The 23,731-nt window shown below is 70.2% G+C and carries 17 protein-coding genes and 1 pseudogene; 4 read left to right on the forward strand and 14 right to left on the reverse strand.

Features of this window, described 5'->3' with window-relative positions; genetic code table 11:
* Positions 1–120: 120 nt before the first annotated feature.
* From ACFYM6_RS16250 to ACFYM6_RS16290, 9 genes are all read right to left on the reverse strand, one after another.
* Entirely contained in the window at positions 121–2,043 is a 1,923-nt protein-coding gene (locus tag ACFYM6_RS16250) for a glycoside hydrolase family 127 protein (protein ID WP_387276142.1), read from the reverse strand.
* A 2-nt stretch (positions 2,044–2,045) separates the two neighbouring features.
* Positions 2,046–2,963 carry a carbohydrate ABC transporter permease gene (locus tag ACFYM6_RS16255; protein ID WP_387276144.1) on the reverse strand — a complete coding sequence of 306 codons (918 nt, stop codon included), beginning with the start codon at positions 2,961–2,963 and terminating at the stop codon, positions 2,046–2,048.
* A gap of 4 nt (positions 2,964–2,967) precedes the next feature.
* Entirely contained in the window at positions 2,968–3,879 is a 912-nt protein-coding gene (locus tag ACFYM6_RS16260) for a carbohydrate ABC transporter permease (RefSeq protein ID WP_387276146.1), read from the reverse strand.
* 107 nt (positions 3,880–3,986) lie between these two features.
* The gene (locus ACFYM6_RS16265; RefSeq protein ID WP_387276148.1) at positions 3,987–5,285 is read right to left on the reverse strand and encodes an ABC transporter substrate-binding protein; all 1,299 of its coding nucleotides are present in this window, start codon (positions 5,283–5,285) and stop codon (positions 3,987–3,989) included.
* Between the two features lie 162 nt (positions 5,286–5,447).
* The gene (araA, locus tag ACFYM6_RS16270) at positions 5,448–6,956 is read right to left on the reverse strand and encodes an L-arabinose isomerase (RefSeq protein ID WP_387276150.1); all 1,509 of its coding nucleotides are present in this window, start codon (positions 6,954–6,956) and stop codon (positions 5,448–5,450) included.
* A 5-nt stretch (positions 6,957–6,961) separates the two neighbouring features.
* Positions 6,962–7,663: an L-ribulose-5-phosphate 4-epimerase gene (locus ACFYM6_RS16275; protein ID WP_387276152.1), complete on the reverse strand. Its 702-nt coding sequence runs from the start codon at positions 7,661–7,663 to the stop codon at positions 6,962–6,964.
* Positions 7,660–9,342 carry a ribulokinase gene (gene araB, locus ACFYM6_RS16280; protein WP_387276154.1) on the reverse strand — a complete coding sequence of 561 codons (1,683 nt, stop codon included), beginning with the start codon at positions 9,340–9,342 and terminating at the stop codon, positions 7,660–7,662. The genes ACFYM6_RS16275 and araB overlap by 4 nt, the downstream gene beginning before the upstream one ends.
* Before the next feature lie 144 nt (positions 9,343–9,486).
* Positions 9,487–10,566 (reverse strand): LacI family DNA-binding transcriptional regulator, encoded by a 1,080-nt coding sequence (locus ACFYM6_RS16285; RefSeq protein WP_387276156.1) that lies wholly within the window; start codon positions 10,564–10,566, stop codon positions 9,487–9,489.
* A 400-nt stretch (positions 10,567–10,966) separates the two neighbouring features.
* The gene (locus ACFYM6_RS16290) at positions 10,967–11,998 is read right to left on the reverse strand and encodes a LacI family DNA-binding transcriptional regulator (protein ID WP_387276158.1); all 1,032 of its coding nucleotides are present in this window, start codon (positions 11,996–11,998) and stop codon (positions 10,967–10,969) included.
* 528 nt (positions 11,999–12,526) lie between these two features.
* On the opposite strand from ACFYM6_RS16290, the gene ACFYM6_RS16295 reads away from it, so the two are divergent.
* Entirely contained in the window at positions 12,527–15,931 is a 3,405-nt protein-coding gene (locus ACFYM6_RS16295) for a family 43 glycosylhydrolase (RefSeq protein WP_387276160.1), read from the forward strand.
* Between the two features lie 395 nt (positions 15,932–16,326).
* Positions 16,327–18,333 carry a beta-propeller domain-containing protein gene (locus tag ACFYM6_RS16300; RefSeq protein WP_387276162.1) on the forward strand — a complete coding sequence of 669 codons (2,007 nt, stop codon included), beginning with the start codon at positions 16,327–16,329 and terminating at the stop codon, positions 18,331–18,333.
* 50 nt (positions 18,334–18,383) lie between these two features.
* On the opposite strand, the gene ACFYM6_RS16305 is transcribed toward ACFYM6_RS16300, so the two are convergent.
* Both ACFYM6_RS16305 and ACFYM6_RS16310 read right to left on the reverse strand, forming a co-directional pair.
* Positions 18,384–19,178 (reverse strand): SCO2525 family SAM-dependent methyltransferase, encoded by a 795-nt coding sequence (locus ACFYM6_RS16305; RefSeq protein WP_387276164.1) that lies wholly within the window; start codon positions 19,176–19,178, stop codon positions 18,384–18,386.
* 356 nt (positions 19,179–19,534) lie between these two features.
* Positions 19,535–20,176, reverse strand: coding sequence for a GNAT family N-acetyltransferase (locus ACFYM6_RS16310; RefSeq protein ID WP_387276166.1), 642 nt, complete (start codon positions 20,174–20,176; stop codon positions 19,535–19,537).
* Positions 20,177–20,388: 212 nt separating this feature from the next.
* Between ACFYM6_RS16310 and ACFYM6_RS16315 the strand changes: the two genes are divergently transcribed.
* The gene (locus ACFYM6_RS16315) at positions 20,389–20,679 is read left to right on the forward strand and encodes a hypothetical protein (protein WP_387276168.1); all 291 of its coding nucleotides are present in this window, start codon (positions 20,389–20,391) and stop codon (positions 20,677–20,679) included.
* Here ACFYM6_RS16315 and tnpB read toward each other — a convergent pair.
* The 3 genes and pseudogenes from tnpB to ACFYM6_RS16330 form a co-directional block, all read right to left on the reverse strand.
* Complete coding sequence (tnpB, locus tag ACFYM6_RS16320; RefSeq protein ID WP_387276170.1) at positions 20,659–21,975, reverse strand: IS607 family element RNA-guided endonuclease TnpB; 1,317 nt, start codon at positions 21,973–21,975, stop codon at positions 20,659–20,661. The two genes, ACFYM6_RS16315 and tnpB, sit on opposite strands and share 21 nt — an antisense overlap.
* Positions 21,976–22,029: 54 nt before the next feature.
* Entirely contained in the window at positions 22,030–22,614 is a 585-nt protein-coding gene (locus tag ACFYM6_RS16325; RefSeq protein ID WP_387276171.1) for an IS607 family transposase, read from the reverse strand.
* Between the two features lie 220 nt (positions 22,615–22,834).
* Positions 22,835–22,962 (reverse strand): annotated as a pseudogene (locus ACFYM6_RS16330).
* 85 nt (positions 22,963–23,047) lie between these two features.
* Here ACFYM6_RS16330 and ACFYM6_RS16335 point away from each other — a divergent pair.
* Positions 23,048–23,725, forward strand: coding sequence for a hypothetical protein (locus ACFYM6_RS16335; protein WP_387276172.1), 678 nt, complete (start codon positions 23,048–23,050; stop codon positions 23,723–23,725).
* The last annotated feature ends 6 nt before the right edge of the window (positions 23,726–23,731 follow it).

Consider the following 23,731-nt stretch of genomic DNA (forward strand, 5'->3'; position numbering starts at 1 on the left):
GCGGCCCGAGCCGGCTCGGATCCGGGGACGAGCCGACCCGGCGGCCGCCCGTCGCACGAGCAGACACGCCGCGGCCGACCCGCTGATCTCCTCCGGTCCATCTCGGGCACCCGCCGACCGTCAGCCCGTGGGAAGCCAGACGCGCATCGTGGAGGGTCCCCGGTTGGCCCAGGCGTGGTACTCCACCAGGGCCACCTCGGCGAACTCCTCCCCCGCTCCGGGTGCCGACTCGGCCCCGGCGGTCCGGTAGGGCCAGTCGTGGTCCTGCGGGCGCACGCGCCGGCAGCGCACGACGACCCTGCCGTCGACCAGACGAGGCGGCTCGCTCGGGTCGACGCGCAGTTCGTCAACGGTCTCGACGCCGGCCACGTCGACGGACTCCAGGGCCAGCACAAGCGGGCCGCGCTCCACCGCGACACAGCCACGGACCGCGTCGATGCGGGCATCCGGGTACGTGAAGCGGGGTGCCATTGGCAGGTACAGGACGACCTTGTCGCCGCGTCGCCACGTCCGTCGCTCGGTGACGACGCCCGGGCCGACCGGCCGGGTGCTTCCGTCAACGGTCAGCGTCGCGCCCTCGACCGCCCAGCCGGGCACGCGCAACGACAGCGACCAGGGACGGTCGTCGTCGCTGTCGACCCGCACCCGGACATGGCCGTCGTGGGGGTAGTCGGTCGCGACGGTGACGCACAGGTCACGCCCGTCGGCCAGGCGGTGCGTGACGGTGCCGGGCAGGTACTGGTGGAGCTGCAGGCCCTCGTCGTCCGCGGTGGCGACATACGCCGCCAGGCTGGCCATGGTCCGTGCCACGTTGGTCGGGCAGCAGGACACCTCGAACCAGGGCGCGCGCAGCGAAGCGGCGGCACGAAGGCTGGGCCGGTCGGTGTCCGGGACGGTGCCGAGTGCCCGGCGGTGCAGGGTGTTGGTGTAGAAGAAGCTCCGGCCGTCGGCCGACGGCGACGTCGACACCACGTTGAACAGCGTCCGCTCGATGAGGTCGGCGTACCCGGGGTCGCCGGAGGCGAGCAGCAGCCGCCAGGCGAGCATCACCGAGCCGACGCCGGCGCAGGTCTCGGAGTACGCGCGGTCGGGCGGGAGCACCCAGTCGTCGCCGAACGCCTCATCCTGGTGGCGGGAGCCCTGCCCGCCCGTGACGTACGTGCGCCGCGCCACCGTGTTCTTCCACTGCCGGCGCACCGCGGCCAGCAGGCTCGCGTCGTCCGTCTCGACCGCGACGTCGACGGCGCCGGCGGAGAGGTAGTTCGCCCGCACCGCGTGCCCGCGCAGCACTGTCGCCTGGCGCACCGGGATCTCGTCCTGGAAGTATTCCCGGCCCCATTCCACGTCGCGGAGCCGGCCGTGGCCCCTCCGCTCGACGAAGAGAGCGGCCTGGGTGAGGTAACGGTCATCGCCGGTGACCCGGGCGAACTCGACCAGCGCGGTCTCGATCTCCGGGTGGCCGCAGACGCCGTCGATGCCGTCCGGTCCGAACGTTTCGCAGACGTTGTCGGCGGCACGGCGAGCGACCGCGAGCAGCCCGTCATCGGCGTCCGGACGGGTCCGCGCGCGGGCGACCGCCGCCTGCAGGAGGTGACCGGTGCAGTAGAGCTCATGCCCCCACTCCAGGTCGGACCAGCGGGGCGCCTGGCCCGACCGGCCGAACTTGGTGTTGAGGTACCCGTCCGGCTCCTGCGCCTCGGCCACCCGTCGAACGACGGCGCGGAACCGCGACTCCAGGCCCACGTCGCCCGTCCGGCCGATCTCCCACGCCATCGCTTCGAGGAACTTGTAGACCTCCGAGTCGGAGAACTCACGTCCGCGCCGCTCGCGGGCCAGGTCGCCCTTCTCGGCGGCCAGGTCGAAGTTTCGGATCCAGCCTTCCCGCTCGAGCCAGTGCTGGACGTGCTCGAGGGTCGCCGCCGCGTTGACCGATTGACGCTCGGCCCAGAATCCGCCCGTGATCCGGACGTCGCCCAGTCCGAGCGGCCGGAGCCGGCCGCGGCTCGCCACGACAGGTGCGGCCGTGGGTACGGTGCCGATCATGGTCATCCTTTCAGGGCGCCGGACATGAAGCCGCGCACGTAGTGTCGTTGAAGCAGCAGGAACAGGACCATGCACGGAAGCGCGAGGACGACCACGCCCGCCTCGGTCGCGCCGTAGTCGACGACGCCCTGGACCTGGCCGCGAAGGTTGGACACGGCGAGGGGCAGGGTCATCCGCTCGGAGTCGTTGATGAGGATCAGCGGCGCCATGAAGTCGTTCCACGCGGCGAGGAACGCGAAGAGCGCGACAGTGATCATGCCCGGCTTCACCGCGGGCACGAGTACGCGCCAGAGCGCGCCGAAGGACGAGCATCCGTCGACCAGCGCGGCCTCGTCGAGCTCCCGCGGCACCGCCTCGAAGGAGATGCGCATCAGGAAGGTGGAGAACGGCAGCTGGAACACCGTGAGCACGAGGGCCACGCCGACCAGGGAGTTCTGCAGTCCCACCTCGTTGAGCAGCACGTACAGCGGGATGAGCAACGTCGCGTACGGGACCATGAGGATGGCCAGCGTGATCAGGAACAGCACGTTCTTGCCGGGGAACCGGAACCGCGCGAACGCGTACCCGCCGAGCAGGGAGATCAGCAGGGTCAGGGCGACCGTCAGCGCGGACACGAACGCCGAGTTCGCGAGGTAGCGCCAGATGCCGGCCTGGTAGTTGGTCAACGTCTCGTAGTTGCCGAACCCCCAGCCGTGCGTCTGGTTCGTGCCGGCCTGCGGCGCGACGGAGGCGACGGCCGTCCAGACGAGCGGAAACAGGAAGATCAGGGCCAACGCCCCGGTCAGTACCCAGTAGGGCGTCCGCAGTGCGACGCCGGCGAGGGTGGTACCACCCGAACTGCCTGGTGCGGCCGGGGCCGCCGCAGGCGGCGACGGCCGTTCGCTGATCGCGGTGGCGGTGGACGGGGAACCGGTGGGCATCGCGTCAGCTCTCCTCGGACCGGAAGGCGCGCATCTGCAGCGCGTTGATGATGACCAGGGCCACCAGCACGATGATGGAGAGGGCCGCCGCCACCCCGAGGTCGTTCTGGCCCTGGAACGCCACCGAGTAGATGAGCTGAACCACGGAGATCGTGCTGTTGTCCGGGCCGCCCTTGGTGAGGATGTAGAACTGCTCGAAGGCGAGCAGGGAGCCGGTCACGCAGAGCACGGTGGTCAGCGCCAGCGTCGGACGCAGCAGCGGCAGGGTGACCTTCCAGAACGTCTGCCAACGGCTGGCGCCGTCCATCCGCGCAGCTTCGTACACGTCCGCCGAGATGCCCTGCAAGCCGACGAGCATGAGCACCATGTAGAAGCCGGCGTAGCGCCAGACGATGAGGAAGATGGTGGAGAAGAGCGCCGCGTTCGGTGAACCGAGGAAGGTGAAGCCCCAGCGCTCCATCACGGGTGCCACCGGGCTGGCGTACGGCGAGTAGAGCACGTAGAACAGCAGCGACGCGGAGGCCAGCCCGAGCGCGCTGGGCACCAGGAACGAGGCGCGGACCAGGTTGTTCCATCGGCTCGACTCCTGCACGAGCAGGGCCAGGCCCAGCCCGAGCAGCAGCAGCAACACGGTCGCGAGCACCGTGTACTTGACGGTGAACACCACCGATGAGGTGAAGAACCGGTGGTTCACCGCCTTCACGAAGTTGTCGGGGAAGTTGATTCCCTGGTCGCCGGCCAGAAGCGGCCATCTCGACGCCGACATCCGGATCACAAGCAGCAGCGGAACAGCGAACAGCGCCGCCACGAAGACCGCGGTCGGTGTGGCGTAGAGCCAGCCGAGCAGGGCTCGACGGCTGCTGCGACGGGCGACGCGTCGAATCGCCGCACCGGATGGAGGTGCGTTGACTCTCATGGGAACCTCTCGTTCATTGGCCGGCGGGCAGCTGCCGCGTGCCGGATCGGTGTCGTGCCGCGAGGGTGTGCCGGACCGGCGGCCCGGCACACGCCCACGGCGAACGTCTACTGCCCCAGCACGGCAGAGATCTCGTCGTTGTCCTTCTGGAGATTGCCGCCCTCACCCAGCACCTGGTTGCGCACGAGGGTCAGCCACGGGCTGTTCGGCGCGTTGAACGCCTGCTGGAAGTTCAACGCGACCGGCGTGTCACCCTTGCCGGCCACCTCGTTGATGGTGACCAGCCGCGGGTCCTGGGCGGCGTACTTGTTGTTCGCCAGGTCGGAGCGCGACACCACGTCCTTGTTCTTGGCCAGGACCTCGACCTGGGCTTCCTCGGACATCATCCAGTTCAGGAAGTTCCAGGCCTGCGCGGCCTTCTTCGAGTCCTTGGAGACACCGATGCCGTCGCCACCGACGAAGGTGGAGGCGCCACCGTTCGGGCCGGGGATGCCGGCGACCCCGACATCGAACGGCGTCGAGGAGAGCAGCGTCGCCGGGTAGAACATCAGGCCCACCTTGCCCTGGGTGAACCCGGCCGTCCAGGTCGGGCCCGCCTCGTCCTTCGACGACGGGAGCACGGCACCGGACTTCCACAGGTCCCGCCAGGTGCTGTAGACCTTCTGTGCGGTGTCGTCGGCAAGCTTGGACTTGGCGCCGTCCTCGCCGAGCACCTCACCGCCGCTGGCCCAGATGGTGGGGAACCAGGTGAAGACCAGGCACCCGCCGCAGTTCAGACCGGTTGCCGTGCCGTAGACGCCATCCTTCTTCAACGCCTGGATCGCCTTGGCGGCGGCGGCGTACTCCTCCAGCGTCGCCGGGGCCTTCTCCGGGTCCAGGCCGGCGTCCTTGAACAGCTGCTTGTTCCAGAACATCATCGACAGGTCCAGCACGAAGGGCAGCACGTACGACTTGCCCTCGCGCGTGCCGGCCGCGAGGTGCCCCTTGTTGATGGAGTCCTTGAAGCCGAGGCCGTTGATGTTCGAGCTGAGGTCCTTGAACAGCCCCTGCTGCACCCAGTTCGGCACGTAGACGATGTCCGCGGCGAACAGGTCGGGAAGCCCACCCGAGCCGGCCGCCGCACCCACCTTCGCCACGTAGTCGTCGTTCGGGACGACGGTCAGCTTGACCTTGTTCTTGTGGCTGGAGTTGTACGCCTCGACGAGGAGCTTCGCCTGCTTCTCCAGCGGTGCGCGGGTCCAGAGGGTCAGCTCACTGCCGTCATCGGTGCCATCGGGCCCGGCCTGCACCGCTGCCGACCCCTTCGAGTCGTCCTTGCCGCACGCTGCCACGCCGAGGGCCAGCGCCGCCACGAGGACTCCTGCCAGCGAGCGCAGGCCAACTCGCCCGCGCGAGGTTCGTCTCATATCCTTCTCCTAGGCTCATCGTTCGGTGAGATCCGCGCCGCGGTCCCGGCGAGGCTGGAAATTTCTACGTGTGGTGCGTCTGTCCGCACGCCCGCACGGAGTCCGTTGGCGTCGGAGGTCCCACGGGCCTGGTCCGTCCGGCCGGCCGGCAGGCAGGCGGGATTACGATCGCTGGGCCAGGCGGTGGTACGTGCTGTTCCAGCGGATACGATCGGCGAACGACCGGGGGTCGGTCGCGGCGTCGATCATGAGCAGCTCGACACCGGCCATGTCGGCGAAATCGGCGAGGGCTTCCCGGCCGACCGCGGTGCTGAGCACGGTGTGGTGCGGACCCCCCGCGAGCAGCCAGCACTCGGCCGACGTGGCGAGGTCGGGATGTGGTTTCCATACCGCGCGGGCGACGGGCAGCCGCGGCAGCGGTTCATCCGGCTCCACCAGGTCGATCTTGTTGGCGGTCAGCCGGAGCCGGCCGCCCAGATCGGCCAGGCCGACCACGAGACCGGGGCCGGGCGCGGCGGTGAAGACCAGGCGAACCGGGTCCTCGCGATCTCCGATCGACAACGGGTGGATCTGCACGCTCGGCCGGCCGTCGGCGATGCTTGGGCAGACCTCGAGCATGTGCGCGCCCAGGATCTTCGGCTCGCCCGGCCCCCAGTGGTAGGTGTAGTCCTCCATGAAGGAGGTGCCGCCGGGCTCGTCTCCGGCCACCACCTTCAGGATGCGCAGCAGCGCCGCCGTCTTCCAGTCCCCCTCACCGCCGAACCCGTAGCCGTCGGCCATCAGGCGCTGCACGGCGAGGCCGGGGAGTTGCCGCAGACCGCCCAGGTCTTCGAAGTTCGTCGTGAAGGCGTCGAAGCCACCGGCCTCGAGGAACTGGCGGAGGCCGAGTTCGATCCGGGCGCCGTAGCGCAGGGACTCGTGCCGCTCGCCGCCGCGACGCAGCTCGAGTGCCACGTCGTAGCGCTCCTCGTACTCGACGACGAGCTTGTCGACGTCAGCGTCGCCCGCCTCGTCGACGGCCGCGACGAGCGCGTTCACCCCGTAGGCGTTGACCGAGACGCCCAGGGCCGCCTGCGCCCCGACCTTGTCGCCTTCGGTGACGGCAACGTCGCGCATGTTGTCGCCGAAGCGGGCCATCCGCAGCGACCGAGCCGCCCGCCAGCCGGTCGCCGCGCGGGCCCACGCGCTGACCCGGTCCGCGACGCCCGGATCGCCGGCGTAGCCCGCGACGGTCTTGCGGGCCACCCCCAGCCGCGACTGCACGTACCCGAACTCGCGGTCGCCGTGTGCGGCCTGGTTGAGGTTCATGAAGTCCATGTCCAGCTCGGCCCACGGCAGCGACCGGTTGGCCTGGGTGTGCAGGTGCAGCAGCGGCTTGCCGAGCGCGGACAGGCCGGCGATCCAGGCCTTCGCCGGTGAGAACGTGTGCATCCAGGCGATGACGCCGACCACCGCATCGTCGGCGGTGGCGTCCAGGCAGGTGCGGCGGATCGCGTCGGCGGTCGTCAGCACGGGCTTCCACACCAGGCGCGCGTTAACGCGCAGGCCGCCGGCGAGCGCCTCGCACACCTCGCGGGACTGCGCCGCGACCTGTTCGAGCACGCTCTCGCCATACAGTGCCTGGCTTCCCGTCAGGAACCAGATCTCTCCGGGTTCATCTACTGTCGGCACGAGTGTCACTCCGTTCCATCGGACCGGCCGGGCTGGCCGTACACGTTCTGGTAGCGCGCGTAGAGCCGGTCCACGTCGACCGGGTCGATCGCCCGCGGTGTGCCGAGCTGCCGTGCGAGGTGGACGGTCCGCGCGACGTCCTCGCACATGACCGCCGCCTTCACCGCGTCGCGGGGCGTCGGCCCGATCGTGAACACGCCGTGGTTGCGCATGAGCACGGCGGGCGATCGGTGCCCGGAGAGGGTCTCCACGATGCCCCGGCCGATGGAGTCATCGCCGATCATGGCGAACGGCCCGACCGGGATCTCGCCGCCGAACTCGTCGGCCATCGCGGTGAGCACGCACGGGATGGGCTCGCCGCGAGCTGCCCACGCCGAGGCGTACGTCGAGTGGGTGTGGACGACACCGCCGACGTCGGGCCGGTGCCGGTAGACGTAGGCGTGGGCCGCGGTGTCACTCGACGGGTTGAGGTCACCCTCGACCAGGTTGCCGTCCAGGTCGCAGACGACGATCGAGTCCGCCGTCAGGTCGGCGTAGTCCACCCCGCTCGGCTTGATGACCATCAGATCGTGGCCCGGCACCCGGCCGGACACGTTGCCCGCCGTCCAAGCCACGAGGCGGTACGCGGTCAGCTGCGCATGAAGCGCCGCAACCGCCTCCCGGATCGTTCGCACCGCTTCGGTGAGCGTCGTCTCGTACGTCGTCATCGGGTCTCCGCCTCCCGCCGGATCCGGCGCAGCTCGTGCATCACGTCGTTGCCGCCGCGACCGAAGTAGTCATGCAGCGTCAGGTACTGCGCGTAGAGCGCGTCGTAGGCCGCGGCGCGCTTCTCGTCCGGCTCGTAGACCGCGACGTCGCGCCGGCCCATGGCCGCCGCCGCGTCCGGCACGCTCGGGTACGCGCCGGCGGCGACCGCGGCGTGGATCGCCGAGCCGACCGCGGGTGCGTGCACGGAGCCCACGATGCTGATCGGCAGCCTGGTCACATCGCTGTAGAGCTGCATCAGGAACCGGTTCTTGACCAGGCCCCCCGCGACGACGAGTTCGGTGACCGGCACGCGTCCCGCGCGCAGGGCGTCGACGATGGCGCGGGTGCCGAACGCGGTCGCCTCCAGCAGCGCCCGGTAGATGTCCTCGGGCCGGGTCGCCAGGGTCAGCCCGACGACGAGACCGGAGAGTTCATGGTCGACCAGGACGGAACGGTTCCCGCTGTGCCAGTCGAGCGCGACCAGGCCGTGCGCGCCGACCGGTTGCAGGGCTGCCTTCTCGGTGAGCAGGTCGTGCACCGAGATGCCTCGGGCGCGTGCCTCGTCGAGGTAAGCCGGAGGGGTGTTCCGCTCGGTGAACCAGGCGAAGATGTCCCCGACGCCGCTCTGGCCGGCCTCGTAACCCCAGAGCCCCGCGACGATTCCGCCGTGGACCACCCCGCAGATGCCGGGCACCTCGGTCAGCACCTCGGCACTGACCACGTGGCAGGTCGAGGTGCCCATGATGGCGACGAGCTGGCCGGGCTCGACGGCCCCGGCCGCGGGCGCGGTCACGTGGGCGTCGACGTTGCCGGTGCAGACGGCGATTCCCGCCGGGAGACCGGTCAGCGCCGCGGCCGCGGGCGTCAGGCTGCCGGCTCGGGTGCCGAGAGCCGCGATCGGGCCGGCGAGCTTGCGGCTGACGAAGTCGGTGAAGCCCGGGTGCAGCGCCGCGAGGAAGTCCTCGGAGGGGTAGCGGCCGTCCTGGTAGATCGCCTTGTAGCCGGTCGCGCAGGCGTTGCGGACGTAGGTGCCGGTCAGCTGCCAGACGATCCAGTCGGCGGCCTCGACCCAGCGGTCGGTCCGGGCATAGACCTCGGGGTCCTCCGCGAGGAGCTGGAGGCCCTTGGCGAACTCCCACTCCGAGGAGATCCGGCCGCCGTAGCGACTGATCCAGGGCTCACCGCGCTCGTGGGCCAACTGGTTGATCCGGTCGGCGTGGCGCTGGGCCGCGTGGTGCTTCCAGAGCTTGACGTAGGCGTGCGGCCGGCCCGTCAGCTCGGGCAGCTCGCACAGCGGTGTGCCGTCCGCGAGGGTGGGCAGCACGGTGCAGGACGTGAAGTCGGTGCCGATGCCGATGACCTCGTCGGCGGCGATGCCGGCTGCGTTGACCGCCTCGGGCACCGCGTGGCGCAGCACGTCGAGGTAGTCCGCGGGGACCTGGAGCGCCCAGTCGGGCGGCAGCCGCTCACCGCTGGCAGCCAGGAACTCGTCCATGACGCCGTGCGCGTACTCGTGGACCGCGGAGCCGACCACCGCGCCGTCGCGGACGCGGACCACCACCGCCCGGCCGGACAACGTGCCAAAGTCGACACCCACCACGTACCCGGAGGCGTGAGCGATAACGGGGCGCGGCAACATCGGGTTCCTCCAACCAGGTACGTGCGCAATCGCGGCGTAGGCGTGTGAGCGGAGTCACCCGAGATGTTAGCGTTAACTTCAGCGGCGTCAAGACTGCAAGAAGAGATTGTTTCGAGCAGGTTGCGCGCGGCCGTCGAGGGCGCCCTACCGGCGACGGTGCGATGTGCTGTTGCGAACCACGAGCTCAGGTGGGATGAGCGACGAAGCCCCGGGCTCCTCGCCCCCCTCGATCTCGCTCAACAGGATCTCGATGCTGCGCCGCCCGACATCCTGGAACGGCTGGCTGACCGTGGTCAGCGGCGGCGTCATGAACGCGGCTTCGGGGATGTCGTCAAACCCCACCACGCTGACGTCCTCCGGCACCCGCACCCCGGCCTCGTGCAGCCCCCGCAGCACGCCCAGGGCCATCGAGTCGTTGGCCGCGAACACCGCGGTGGCCCGGCGATCCCGAGCCAGCTTCTGACCGGCAACGTACCCGGACTTGGCGCTCCAGTCGCCGACGAGCTCTCGCGGCACCGTTCGCCCGTTCTCCTCGAGCGCGGCCAACCAGCCGTCGACACGCCCGTTCGCCTCGCTCCAGTCCGACGGCCCCCGCACGTGGTGAACGGTCTCATGGCCCAGGGACAGCAGGTGCTCGGTGAGCATGCGGGCACCCAGGACCTGGTCGACCGAGACACTGGTGACGTTCGGCAAGGCGTTCTCCACCGCCACGACCGGAACGTCGGTCGGCAACGCGCGGACGAACGCCATCGCCTCGGCAGCCTGCGGAGCGATCAGGACGAGCCCGTCCACCGACTGGCCCACGAGACGCTGGACGGCCTGGGTCGCCGCCTCAGCAGTGGGCCGGCGCAGGCTCGCCACGCTCACCGCGTATCCCGCGTCCTCGGCGGCGTGCTCGATGCCGTTGAGCATCGAAGCCGGACCATAGAGCGTGGTGTCGAAGCAGACGACGCCGAGCGTCTGCGAACGCCGGGTGACCAGGCTTCGCGCGGCGCTGTTGCGTCGGTAGCCGAGCTGCTCGATGGCCAGCAGGACACGCTCGCGGGTCTTCGGGCGCACCGACTCGGGCTCGTTGAGGACGCGGGACACGGTCATGTGCGACACGCCTGCCAGGCGCGCGACGTCCCCCATGACCGGCAGCCGGCGGCCCCTTGGCGCGTTCACTTCTGACGATTCCTTCACCATTTGAGGCTCATCATCCTCGGTTTCCGCGCAGGTCGTCATACGTCGTCACCCGGGCGGACGGCACCCTTGAGCCCGTCCCGCCCCTGCTGTCACCGCCCGCGCCCCACCAACTCCGGCCGGTGGAAACGCTGCCGACCCGAGCGGCGCCAGGGAGATGCTCCAGCCTGCGGCCAGCTCGATCGGACGCAACGGTCAACACCACCAACGAGTGGTCGACCCCCACCACGCCCGGCAGGACCTCATCATGCAGCCGGGCCTCGCCCGGCCCGTGCAGCCCGGCCACCTTCATGGTCGAGTCGGCCATGGAACCCCTCCCCGACGCGGGACGTTAACGATAACATTTTGGCGGAGGACCGAAATGTTGCCTCGTTTGGTGACACTCCGCAACCCCGCTTCGGTACCGCACGACGGCGTCGCGCCCCGATCCCGTCCGTACGCCTCAGCCGAAGGGCACGGTCGACTCGCGCAGCACGACGCGGCCGGGGAATTCCTCCGAGCTGGCCATGGCGACGCCGTCGATGGCCGCGAAGAGCCGCTGGCCGGCGACCGCACCGAGGCGTTGGAGGTTCATGTCGATGCTGGTCAGGCGCGGGCGGGAGTACGCGGCGATGGCTTCCCAGTTGTCAAAGCCGATCACCGAGGTGCTGCCCGGCACGTCGCGACCGAGGTCGCGCAGGGTGTCCAGGACACCGCGCGCGATCTGATCGCTGCCGCAGAATATCGCGTCGACCTCGGGGTGCTGCCCGACGACCAGGCGTGCCGCGGCGCGCCCCCAGGACTCATCCCACGACCCGAAGTACGGCCGGCCGCCGACCAGGGCCAGGCCGGCGGCGGCGAGCGCCGCGACGGCGCCCTCGGCACGGTCCCGGGCCGCCTGGAAGCTGGCTTCACCCGTGATGTGGGCGATGTTGCGCCGGCCGCAGGACAGCAGGTGGTCGACGGCGAGCCGCCCACCACCCACGTTGTCGACGGTGATCGAGATGTCGTCCGGGTTTGCGGAGGGGGCGTAGACGTAGACGACCGGGACCGGGATGTTGCCGGTCAGCGGGGAGCGGGGATCGGTGCGGGATCCCACCACGATCAGGCCGTCCACGCGCCGCGACAGCAGCGCCCGGACGTGGTGCATCTCCCGGATCGCGTCGCCGCGCGCGTCACACAGGAAGACCGAGACCTGCCCGGCGCCGAAGGCGTCCTCCGCTCCCATCAGGATGGGAATCGAGAAGCGCCCCTCCAGGTCGCTGGTCAGCAGTCCGACGGTGCCGGTCCGACCACTGAGCAGCCCGCGGGCGAGGGCGTTCGGCGCGAAGGACAGCACCTCCGCGGCCTCCAGCACGCGCGCCCTCGTGGCCGCCTTCACCTCGCCTCGCCCGTTGATCGCCTTGGACGCGGTGGCGACCGACACCCCGGCGAGCTTGGCGACATCGGTCAGCGTCGGCGCGCGGTTGGCGAGGGCCTCGCGCTCAGTGGTCATCTGGCGCTCCCTCCGCGCGATCGACACCTGCAGGCCGCACCATGACGGACCGCCGAAGGTGCCTTGACGGCCACTCCGGGCGGCAGTACATTTCTTAAACCTTTTCGTCAATGTTTCGGCACGAGCGCTGCCCGGTGACCTCTGCCAGCCGTCGGTCGCGCTGAACGTTACACCGAAAAGTCAGCCACCCCGCGCCAAGGAAGCGACCGCGACCCGCGTCCCCACGCGTTACTCGCGACGTCGACGCGCTGGCCCGCCGGTACTTACCAGCTCCAGGGAGACCATGTGAAGATCCATAACTCCATCGGCACGGCCTCGAATGTTAGCGCTAACAGCAACGGGCTTCCTTGATCGTGGACTAGGAGCCGACCTGACAGGCCCCTCCGAAAACCTTTGCGATCCGGACCGCCGACGAACCGGCGAGTGGGGTGCGCTCCTGACGCCACGATTCGACCGGTCGGGCCGCCGGCCCTCGCCCCATCGGCGCCGACACCGCTCCCCCACATCAACAGTGAGGAGATCCGAACCGTGAACACCACGCTGGGGCGCGGTGCCGCGCCACCAACCCGCCGGCCGTTACGCCGGTCCCGTCGGGCGGCCGCCGCGGCGGCGGTCGCCGGGCTCGTCGCCGGCGGCCTGGTCGGGATCGCCGCACCCGCCTACGCCGCCGACTCGTACACCTTCACCAACACCCGCAATCCCATCCTCGGCGACGGCAGCTACTACTCGGCCGACCCGGCGCCCGTCGTCGTGCCGGCGGGCGCCCCCGGCAACGACAGCGGCCGGGACCAGCTCTACATCTACACCGGCCGCGATCAGGCCGGACCGTCCACCAACGACTTCATCATGAACGAGTGGGGCGCGTTCCGGACCACCGACGTCGCGTCGGGGCAGTGGACCCACTACCCGTCGCTGATGCGCCCGGAGACGGTCTTCGCCTGGGCGACGCCAGGACGCGCGTACGCGGGCCAGATGATCCAGGGCGTGGACGGCCGCTACTACTGGTACGTTCCGGTCTCCGAGCGGAACAGCACGGCGTCGGACAAGTTCGCCATCGGGTTGGCCGTCTCCGACACGCCGACCGGGCCGTGGAGCGACTACGTGGGCGGACCGCTGATCTCCCAGCGGGTGCCCACGACGAACACCATCCAGAACATCGACCCGACGATCCTCATCGACGGCGAAGCCCCCAACCAGCGGGTGTACGTCTACTGGGGCACGTTCGGCCAGCTGCGGATGCTCGAGTTCCAGCAGGACATGAAGACGCCGGTCGGCAGCCAGCGCTCCATCACCGGCCTGACCGGCTACTTCGAGGCACCCTGGATCTTCAAGCGCAACGGCACCTACTACCTGGCGTACGCCGGGAACAACGCCGGCCCGACCTCGTCGTGCACGCCGGCGAACTACCACGCCTGCATCGCCTACGCGACGGCGTCGTCGCCCACCGGACCGTGGACCTACCGGGGCACGGTGCTCCCGCCGGTGTCATCGACCACCAGCCACCCGGGCATCCTGGAGTTCAACGGCCAGTGGTACATCGCATACCACACCGCCGACGCCGTGGGCGGCGGGCACTTCCGCCGTTCCGTGGCGCTCGACCGGGTCGAGTGGGACGACACCCAGACCCCGCCGCGGATGAAGCCGGTCACGCCGACTCCGGTCAAGGGACGCGACCTCACGCCCCGGGCGAACATCGCCCAGGAGGCGAAGGTGACCGTCTCCAACGAGCCGGTGCCCACGCAGTACTGGGTGAAGGCGCTCAACGACGAGATCGTCCGGTCGAACCCCCTGCCCCCGGACATGTGGGGGACCTGGACCGGTAACAACCCGCCCCAGCAGTGGGTGCAGTACACGTGGAACCAGCCGATGCGGATCTCCGGTTCGCAGATCGACTTCTGGAACGACCAACCGCAGGGCACCGGCGTCGGCGTCGCCGCGCCTGCCCGCTGGCGCATCCAGTACTGGAACCTCGCCACCGGCCAATGGACGGACGTGCCGAACCCGAGCGGTTACCCGACCGGCACGCAGGGCTTCCAGAACACCACGTTCGACCCGGTGACCACCACCCAGGTCCGCGCGCTGTTCGACGCGTCGACCAACGGCAGCACCTACTCGGCGGTGGCGGTCGAGGAGTGGAAGATCCTCGCCGCGCAGCCGGCATCCGTCACCGCGCCGTCGATGACGGTCGAAGTGGGTGAGGTCGAGCTGCCCGACACCCTCCCCGTGGCGTTCGGCGGCGAAACGCTGCAGATTCCGGTCTTCTGGGACCCGCTCACGCCGGAGCAGGTCGCCGAACCGGGCACGGTCACGATCCAGGGCAGCGTGCTCGGCTACGCCGGCGGCCGGGTCGCCGCGCAGGTCAACGTCATTTCGCCCGACGACACCGAGGGCGACGTGACCCCGCCGACCGTGACCCTCACGCCCAGCGGCAGCGCCGGCGCCGCCGGCTGGTTCCGGTCCGCCGTGCGGGTGCGCGTCGCCGGTGTCGACGACCGCGGCGGCCGGCTGACCATCGAGTCGCGGGTGAACGCCGGCCAGCCGGTGGTCGCCACCGACGTACGGCACGTGGACGTCAACGTCTCCGGGGACGGGCAGCACACCGTCACGGCGACCGCGACCGACCGGGCGGGCAACGCATCGGCACCCGCGAGCCTCGCCGTACGCATCGACGCGACCGCACCGGTCAGCGCCGCCACCGTGGACGGCACCACCCGAGAGATCACGGTGACCGCGAGGGACACGACCTCCGGAGTCGCCCGCATCGAGTACGCCATCGACACCGGGGCGTGGACCACCTACAGCGACGCGATCGCGGCACCCGACGCGAACAAGCACACCGTGTCGTTCCGCGCGATCGACCTGGCCGGGAACCTGGAGACCGCCAAGACAGTCACCATCCCCGCGGACCTGTACGGGCCGCTCACCGGCAACATCGGACCGATCGCGACCCCGTCCGCCTCCTACACCGCGGGCTGGAACAGCCTCACCGCGCTCAACGACAACGCCGATCCGCCCAGCCCGAGCCAGGCGCAGATCTGGGGCACCTGGTCCGGCACCCGCCCGGCCACCCAGTGGGTCCAGTACGACTGGTCCCGCCCGGTACGGCTCGTCGGCACGGAGCTGAAGTTCTGGCGGGACTCCAACCGCGGCACCGGCGACGGGGTGGCCCAGCCCGACGGGTGGGTGCTGCAGTACTGGGACGCGGCGGCCTCCGCCTGGCGCGACGTGACCGGCGCTTCCGCCTACGGCACCAGCACCACCGCGTTCAACACCGTCACCTTCGACCCTGTCACCACGCCCCGGGTACGGGCCACGGTCCAGGCCAACGGCAACGGCACCACCTACTCCGCGGTGGCGATCACGGAGTGGCGGGTCTTCGCCGACGACCCGGGGGTCGCGGCCCAGTTGCTGAAGGCGGCGCAGGACGCGGTCGCCGCCGCCGAGGCCAACCCGTCGGCGGACACGATCACGACCGCCGAAACGGCCATCGCCAAGGTCACCGACGCCACCCAGGTCACCGCGCTGCACCAACGACTGACCGTCGTGAAACACCTCGTCCACGCCCGCGACCTGCTCAACCGCATCGCCGCAACCGAACTCACCACCCCCGCCCAACTCGACGCCGCAGTCACCGACCTCACCGACACCACCACGACCCTGGAACAGATACCCACCGACCGGCAGGGCGACCTGCCACAGCAGCTCACCACAGCGAAACGCCGCATCGCCGACGCCCTCGCCGACTTCTTCGCCAAACCCGTCCAAGGCAAACCGGAACCGATCAAACGACCCTGGCTCGACCTGGTCATCTCCGACACCTACGACCAGTCCGGCACCACCGACCTGCACGACCGCGTGATGTCGATCGTGCGCAGCCACACCACCGGCCAGCAGGTCACCATCGCCATCAACGAGTTCCTCGCCACCCGCTAAACGGGGAAACAGTCCCGCCTCGGTTCGGGGCGGCGCCGGACCCACCGGCGCCGCCCCGAACCGCCCGACCGAACGCCGGGCCGTCGGCGTGGACGTCGAGGGGCAGGGTTGGTCAGACGGGCGCCCCGAAGGACACGGGCTGACGCGTGGCCCTCAAGCTCAGCCGGGCCGCCCCTCGCCGAGCCGCCCTGATCGACCTCGAGCCCCGCGCGGCCCAACGGTGAATCGACGCTTCCCGGCGTCATCGATCGGGTAAACCTCCACGCCCGGGCGGTTTCGGTAGGAACCCGGCCCGGGGCGGCCACGTCATAGGCCGCATGACGGGTAGCAGCGTCCACGTCCCCCATCGAACCGCCACCACCGGCGTCCTCCGAGGCATGGCTCAAGCCCGGGCCATGCGAGTGCTCCTGGTCGTCAGCCTGTCCCTGGCCGCCGGCTGTACGGCGGAACCGGCCGCCGCGCCACCACGTGACCGGGCAGTGCCGGCCGGCGGTTTCCGGCTCGTTGCCTTCGACTCCTGCGCGGCGGCGCTGCGGCAGCTCAAGACAGCTGCCAAGGCGTACGTCGGGCCCTGGGGGTTCGGCCCGAACGGCGACCTGCGTGCCGCGGACGGTGCGGAACGGGCCGGGGCGCCCGCCGCAGCGAAGCAGGCGAACCCGGCGCCCGGGGCTGGCGCCCCCGGCTACTCGGGCACCAACACCCACGAGGCCGGTGTCGACGAGCCGGACCTGGTCAAGACCGATGGCAAGCGGATCGTCACCGTCAACCGGGGCAAGCTGTACGTGATCGATCCGGCCGCCCGCCGGCTGACCGGCGAACTGGAGCTGGTGCCCGGCGCCGACGGGTTCGGTGACACGGAGGACAGCCTGCTGCTCCAGGGCGACCGGGCGCTGGTACTGCTCCGCGAGGGGTGGGCCTGGACGGCGAAACCCGCCGCCGCAGCGGGCGGCCGCACAGCGCCGGCGGACGGGCATCCCGTCCCGACGTCGGAGGACCTCGTCGGCCCACGGCTGATCATGGTTGACCTCTCCGGCGCGCCGAAGATCATCGGCGAATACCGGATCGACGGGAGCCTGGTGGACGCCCGCCAGGTGGGCACGACGGTTCGTGTCGTGGTCCGCTCCGCGCCTCGGCTGGCCTTCCCGTACCGCGAAAAGGTCACCGACGCGCAGCGCACCGCCGCCAACCGGGAGATCATCGACAGCGCCACCGCCGACGACTGGCTGCCCCGGTACGAGATCACCGCGGGCGGGCGGACCAGCACCGGGCGGGTCGGCTGCGACCGGGTGAGCCGGCCGGCCACCTACTCCGGCACGTCGCTGGTGACCGTGCTCAGCTTCGACCTGGGTGCGGCCACGCTCGGCGCCGGCGACCCGGTCACCGTGCTGGCCGATGGCGACACCGTCTACAGCAACGAGCAGCGGCTGTACGTCGCCAACGATCAGCGCTGGCGCGTGCTGCCGATGCTGACCAGGCGGAACGCCGCCCCCGATCCGAAGGACGAGACCACCGAGATCTACCAGTTCGACACCTCGGGCGAGGGCGCCCCACGGTACCTCGCCGCCGCGACCGTGCCGGGCTGGCTGATCAACCAGTACGCCATGTCGGAGTGGGACGGGCACCTGCGGGTGGCCACCACCAGCGGCCGCACCTGGGGCGACAAGCCCGACTCGACCTCCAGCGTGTACGTCCTGCGCGCCGACGGCACGACGTTGACCCAGGTCGGCAAGGTCACCGGACTGGGCAAGGGAGAGCGGATCCACGCGGTGAGGTTCGTCGGCGACGCCGGGTACGTCGTCACCTTCCGGCAGACCGACCCGCTCTACACCGTCGACCTGCGGGATCCGGCAGCGCCGAAGGTGAGCGGTGAACTGAAGATCAACGGATATTCGGCGTACCTGCACCCGGCCGGCGAAGGGCGCCTCCTCGGCGTCGGGCAGGAGGCGACGGACCAGGGCCGGGTCCAGGGCACCCAGCTGTCGCTGTTCGACGTCTCCGATCCGGCCAAGCCGACCCGAACCGCTCAGTACCACGTCAAGCAGGGGAACTCCGAGGCGGAGTTCGACCCGCACGCGTTCCTCTACTGGCCGCCCGAACGCCTGGTCGTGGTCCCACTGACCGTCTACGGAGGCGCCGTGCGGCCTGGCACGGCCAACGGCCAGAATGCCGCCGGAAGGCCGGGTCCGCCAACCAACGTGGCGCTGGCGCTGCGGGTCGGCGACGGCGGGTTCACCGAGGTCGGCACGGTCGACCACCCGCTGGGCACGGGGCGCCCCGAGGATCTGATGCCGATCCGCCGATCACTGATGGTCGACGGGGTGCTCTGGACCGTCTCCGACGCCGGCCTCAAGGCCACCGACATCTCCACGATGAAGACCCTCGGCTGGCTGGGGACGGCGTGACGGTCGCCGCGGCCCACGCGCTACCTCATCCGAAGCTCTGAAGCACTGCTTCAGCCGCGGGTACGACCCGTGGCCAGCAGCATGCTCAGGTACCCGTCCCGCAGCGGCGGCGTGGGCGGCACCTCGTGGACGCTCAGGTCGTACGCGCCGGCGGCGATGCTCGCCACCACGTCGACGCGCTGCAGTTCCACGGCTGGGAACCAGCCTTGGCCGACGTGGTAGCCGCGGGAGCCGAGCATGAACGCCACGGCGAACGGCGAGCCGGGCTGCAGGGCACCGAGAAACCGGCCCACGGCATGCTGGAATTCCGCCCGGTCGGCAGATATCGAGCAGGCCACGAAGAACATGGTGCCCGCGTCCCAGGTGCGCCTCGGCAGGTCGAAGACGCTCGTCTTCCGTACCCGGCCCACCTGCGCCAGCCGGCCCCGCGGGTCGGCCAGCGCGGAATACGCCGGGTGCTCCGCGCAGACCTGCCAGTACGGATCCCACAGCTCGTCGTAGCCGTCGATCTGCGTGCGCAGCCAGCCCACGTTCGACGCCGACCATTCACACAGGTCCATGGCACGCGTGAACGGCAGGAGCGACAGCGCCGGGTAGAGGTTGGCCCCCGACCCCACATCCACGCAGCGCACGTCGGAGAGTTCCGCATTGGCAAAGAAATCTCTGGTACGGCAGAGAATTTCGCGGTCATCGGCACGCAGCGCCGAGTAGTTGTGCCGAAGATAGGCGTGGGAATCGAAGCTGTCCCACTCGACCTCGGAATTGGCCGGCCGCTCGGACTGGGTTGGTGGCGGTGGGGTTGACGACGCGCCGCAGCCGCTGCCAGCTGCCGGCGTCAACGCCATGGATATGCCTCCATCGGTGTCGGCGGATCACTCTGGTCGTCGCCCCGGCGCGCTCAGCCCACCGCCCATTGTGTATCGAAGGTGGTACCGACTGGCAAGTGGACGGACGGCATCAACCACCGGGGGATGACATCCGACGAGGAATCCGATTGCCGATCGGCGGGAATCGGTCAGATTGCCGACAGCGCGAGCACCGCCGCGACGACGACGATCCCAACCGGCTCCCCGATCCGGGCTCGCACGGGCCGCCGCTGGCCGGTCGCGGCGATGCTTGTCCGGCAGGTCGTCCGACAATCCAGGCCCTCGTCCGGCCGACCGACGTCGAGCACGCGGGCGGCGGCGATGAGCGGACGCCGTCAGAGGCCGAACATGGGGCGGCAAGCTGCCATGCCGTCAACTCTTACATCGGGCCGCTCCTGCTGAAGCCACGTCTGCCTGGTGAGCCGTAGGCGGTCCGACACGACGGCCTCGCCGCCGCGGGCGTCGACCGAGATGCCGTCGGCCTCGTAGCCGAGCTTGCGGGACACTCTTTGTGAGGCGTGGTTGTCCTGGAACACCTCGGTGAGCGCCGCACGTGCGTCGAGGTGATCGAAGGCCAGCGTGAGCAGACCGACCCGGGCCTCGGTTCCGTAACCCTTGCCCTGGTGTTCGATCCCCAGCCACGAGGAGGTCGTGACCTCCCGAACAACCACGAAATCGCGCGCTCGAAGGGTGACCACGCCGAGCGGGTTCCCGTCGTGGAAGACGGAGAGCCCGAGGCGCCACGCTGCCACGCTCCACCCGGCGAGCTGGTCCCAGTGTCCCTGCAGCACGAACCGCGCCCGATCCTCGGGACTGCCGTCGGTCCACGGGGTCAGGAACGGACGCTCGTCGGCCCGGTGCACGCCGTTGGCTGCCAGCCGCGCGAGTGCCGCGAGTTCCTCCTCGTGGGGCAGGCGGAGTTCGAGTCGTGGCGTGTAGATGGCCAGGCCGTACTGGGGCCACAGGTCAGCAAGCACGGACCCGATCATGACGACTGGGCCGGCGCCACGCTACCGATATCCGCAGGCCAGTGGACGGTCCTCCGGACCACGGTGCCGGCGTAAGGGGCCCGTGAATGTTCCGAAGCTACGCTTCGCAGGTGACTACTGAGGGAACCCACCGCCCGGTTTCGCAGTCCCTCCCCAGAGCCCGCAGTGGACCGAGACGGGTTGGATGGTCGGCGCTCGCGGTGTTCCTCGTCGCGTTCGCAATCTTCGAGAGCCTCAAGTACGGGCTGGCGACAACAGCCGCTGCCCTGGCGTTCTTCGCGCTGCCCGACCTGGCGCGGCTCGCCGGCCTTCGTGCGCCCGGGCTGCTCTACCAAGCCGTGCACCGGGTGTGGATTCCACTCGTGGTGCTGGTCGCCTACACCTTCGGGCCGATCGTGTGGCCACCGATCTTCACCGCCGCTCTCGGTTGGCTCGCTCGCATCGCCGTCAATCGGGTGTTCCGTTACCTGTCAGTGCGTTCTAGCGACTGATCGGCATGTCCCGCCTTGTGGTGGGACGGTCCCGGTCTTGTCCGCCTGAGCGGGGCCGGGTTGACGCTTCATGGCCACCGGCCCGCCGGGGCGGGTCTTACGGTCGGCTCCACGTCCTGCCACCGGGCCACTCCCGGCGGTGGTTGCCTCACGCGCGAGCGCGGCGAGGTTACGTGCGGCGTTCAGGTCCCGATCGAGGGCCAAGCCGCACGAGTCGCAGAGGTAGGTTCGGACACGCAGCGGCAGCTTGGCTTTCACCGCGCCACAGTCCGAACAGGTTTTGCTGGAGGGATACCAGCGGTCGGCCACGATCCGCCGGCCGCCGTTGCGTTCAGCCTTGTACGCCACCTGTCGGCGGATCTCACCGAAGCCGGCGTCCGCGACCTGCCGGGCTAGCCGCCGGTTGCGCAGCATGCCGGCCACGTTGAGGTCTTCGACCACGATCGTGCCGTACTTGCTGGCGAGGCGGGTGGTGAGCTTGTGCAGGCCGTCACGGCGCAGGTTCGCCACCCGCGCATGCGCTCGAGCGACCTGCTGGCGGGCGCGTTCCCACCGATTCGAGGGCCGCCGGCCGGTGCGCCGCTCCGGCCCGACGCGCCGGGACATCTGCCGGGCCAGACGCCGCATCCGCTGGGCCGCCTCGTCCAGGTGCCGGGGGTTGGGCACCATCTCGCCGGTGGACAGCACCGCCAGGTGGGTGATCCCCACATCGACACCGACCACCGCCTGCGGGCGCGTCGGGATGCGCTCGGCCCGCTCGACCTCGACGCAGAACGCGACATGCCACCGCCCGCCGTCACGGCGCACCGTCGCGGACAGGATCCGAGCCCTGCCCGCCTCCAAACGGCGGGCGAGCTTGCGGGTCGACTCGTGCAGCTTCAACCGGCCCAGCCGGGGCAGCACCACATGCTTGCGGTCCGGCTCCACCCGGATCGCGCCGGTGGTGAACCGGACGCTGGGAGTGGCGCGACGGCGGGACTTGAACCGCGGAAATCCCACCCGCCGACCGGCGCGCTTGCCTGCCCGGGCCTCGGACCAGTTCTTCAAGCCGCGCGCCAGGTTGTCCAGGCCGGTGTTGTACGCCTCCTTGGAGCACTCAGCCCACCACGGCGCCACATCCGACTTGGCCGCGTTCCACGCCTTGCGCAACGCGGCGAGATTCCACCCGAGGGCCGGAGTCAGCAGTTCATCGGGCGTGCCGTAGGAGCGTTCGGCGGCGCGCTGGTCCATGACCGCCTTCACCCTGGCCAGGCCCCAGTTGTACGCCACCCTGGCCGCGCCCGCATGCGCCAGCACCGCGCTGCTGAGACGGCGTCAGGTCCAGAGCGAACCGGTACGCCTGTATCGCCTTCACGACGGCGGGTCCTGTGCGGTGGCAGCCTCGACCGCCCGGCGCGCCCGATCCGCAGCAGCCCGACGGCCGTAAAGACGCGCGCACAACGAGGTCAACATCTGCGTGACGTCCCGGACCAGGTCGTCGTCGACCTCCGCCGGGTCGACCACCAACAGCTTGCGGCCCTGCGCGGTCAGCGCCGCCTCGACGTACTCGGCACCGAAGCGGGCGAACCTGTCGCGGTGCTCCACCACGATGGTCGTCACCGTCGCGTCGCGCAGCAGGGCGAGGAACTTTTTGCGGTGCCCGCTCAGTGCGGATCCAACCTCGGTCACCACCTGCGACACCGGCAGGTTCCGCCCAGTCGCCCACGTGACAACCCGAGCGACCTGCCGGTCAAGGTCAGCGCGCCGGTCGGCGGACGACACCCCGGCGTACACCACCACCCGCTCGACGCCAGCCGAGGCAGCAGGTAGCGGCTCGCCCACCATGATCAGTCGACCCAGCCGGTAAGTAGGAACGGGCAGCGTCCCCGCCGCGTACTGCCGCCGCGCGGTGACGTACGCGATGCCCTGAGACGCCGCCCACTCCTTCAAGTTCACCCGATCACCATAGCACACAGAAGGACGCTAGAGACAGCTAGAGACCACTCAATCGCGAACAGTTGTTAACCCCCGGCACCCCACTGGCCATCGATAGTCCTCGGTAGTTGCCCTGAACTGGGCACCACCGCGGCAAGCGCTCGCACGCCGGGAAGACCGAGCGGTCTCGTCGACCACTTACGGTGGCGCTACGCCGGGTTGGCGACCGAGGAGGACGACGCGGACCGGAGGGGATTTGAACCCCCGGTGGGACATGGCACGCCAGCGGTCCCACGCACCTTCGAGTCGCCCGTGCGTGCCCGGCGTTCAACTCTGAGTGCTGCAATAACCCGGCTCTGCCACCGGCCCAGACCCAGTGTGGCTCCAATCCGCCGACCAGGCAGCCGGGTTGATCGACTGGCGTCGCGCACAATGCTTGCCATGGTGCGGGGGCATGATCGCGTGCGATGGGTGGCGGCTGGACCGGTCGTCGGGATGGCGTTGGGTGCCGTCCGACTCGGTGGTGAATCATGTGCCGATCTGGCTCGGCGAAGTCGGCACTGCGCGCGCGCAGCGTGGTGGCTGGTCCCAGACCGCAGAGTTCGCGAGTCTCGTTCTCGACGCCGGATGGGCGTGGGCCGCGACGGCGGTGCTGGTGGGCTGGCTGGTGAGCGGGCACACCCGACCAACCGCGGGGGTGCTGCGTGGGGCGGTGGCCGGGGGCCTCACGTTGGCGTTCGCCACCACCGCTTACTACGGCATGGACGTGCTGTTCGATGGCGACCCCTGGTGGGGCATGGCGACCCGGTACTGGCTGATGGGCAGCGTGGTGCTCGGCCCTGCGCTCGGGGTTGCCGGCGCGTTGATCCGGCGACCCGGTCCGGCCGGGACGCTCGCCGCCCTACTGACTCCTGCCGGCGCCGCTCTGCAGATGGTGATACTGCCTCCTCCGCCGGAGAGCCTGATGGCTCAGCCGGTGCGGCTGACCGTTTGGGCATCGGCGGCAGTAGCCACTGTGTTGATCACCCGAGCGAGGGGTCGTCGCGGGTTCTGGCGCCGTCAGTCAGGCCGCGCTGAGGCGGGTCTACCCAACGGTCAAGCCGGTTCGCTGCGGCGAACAGGCAATGGATGATTCCTA

This window comes from Micromonospora sp. NPDC006431 (genome assembly GCF_042870725.1).
Lineage (GTDB): Bacteria > Actinomycetota > Actinomycetes > Mycobacteriales > Micromonosporaceae > Micromonospora.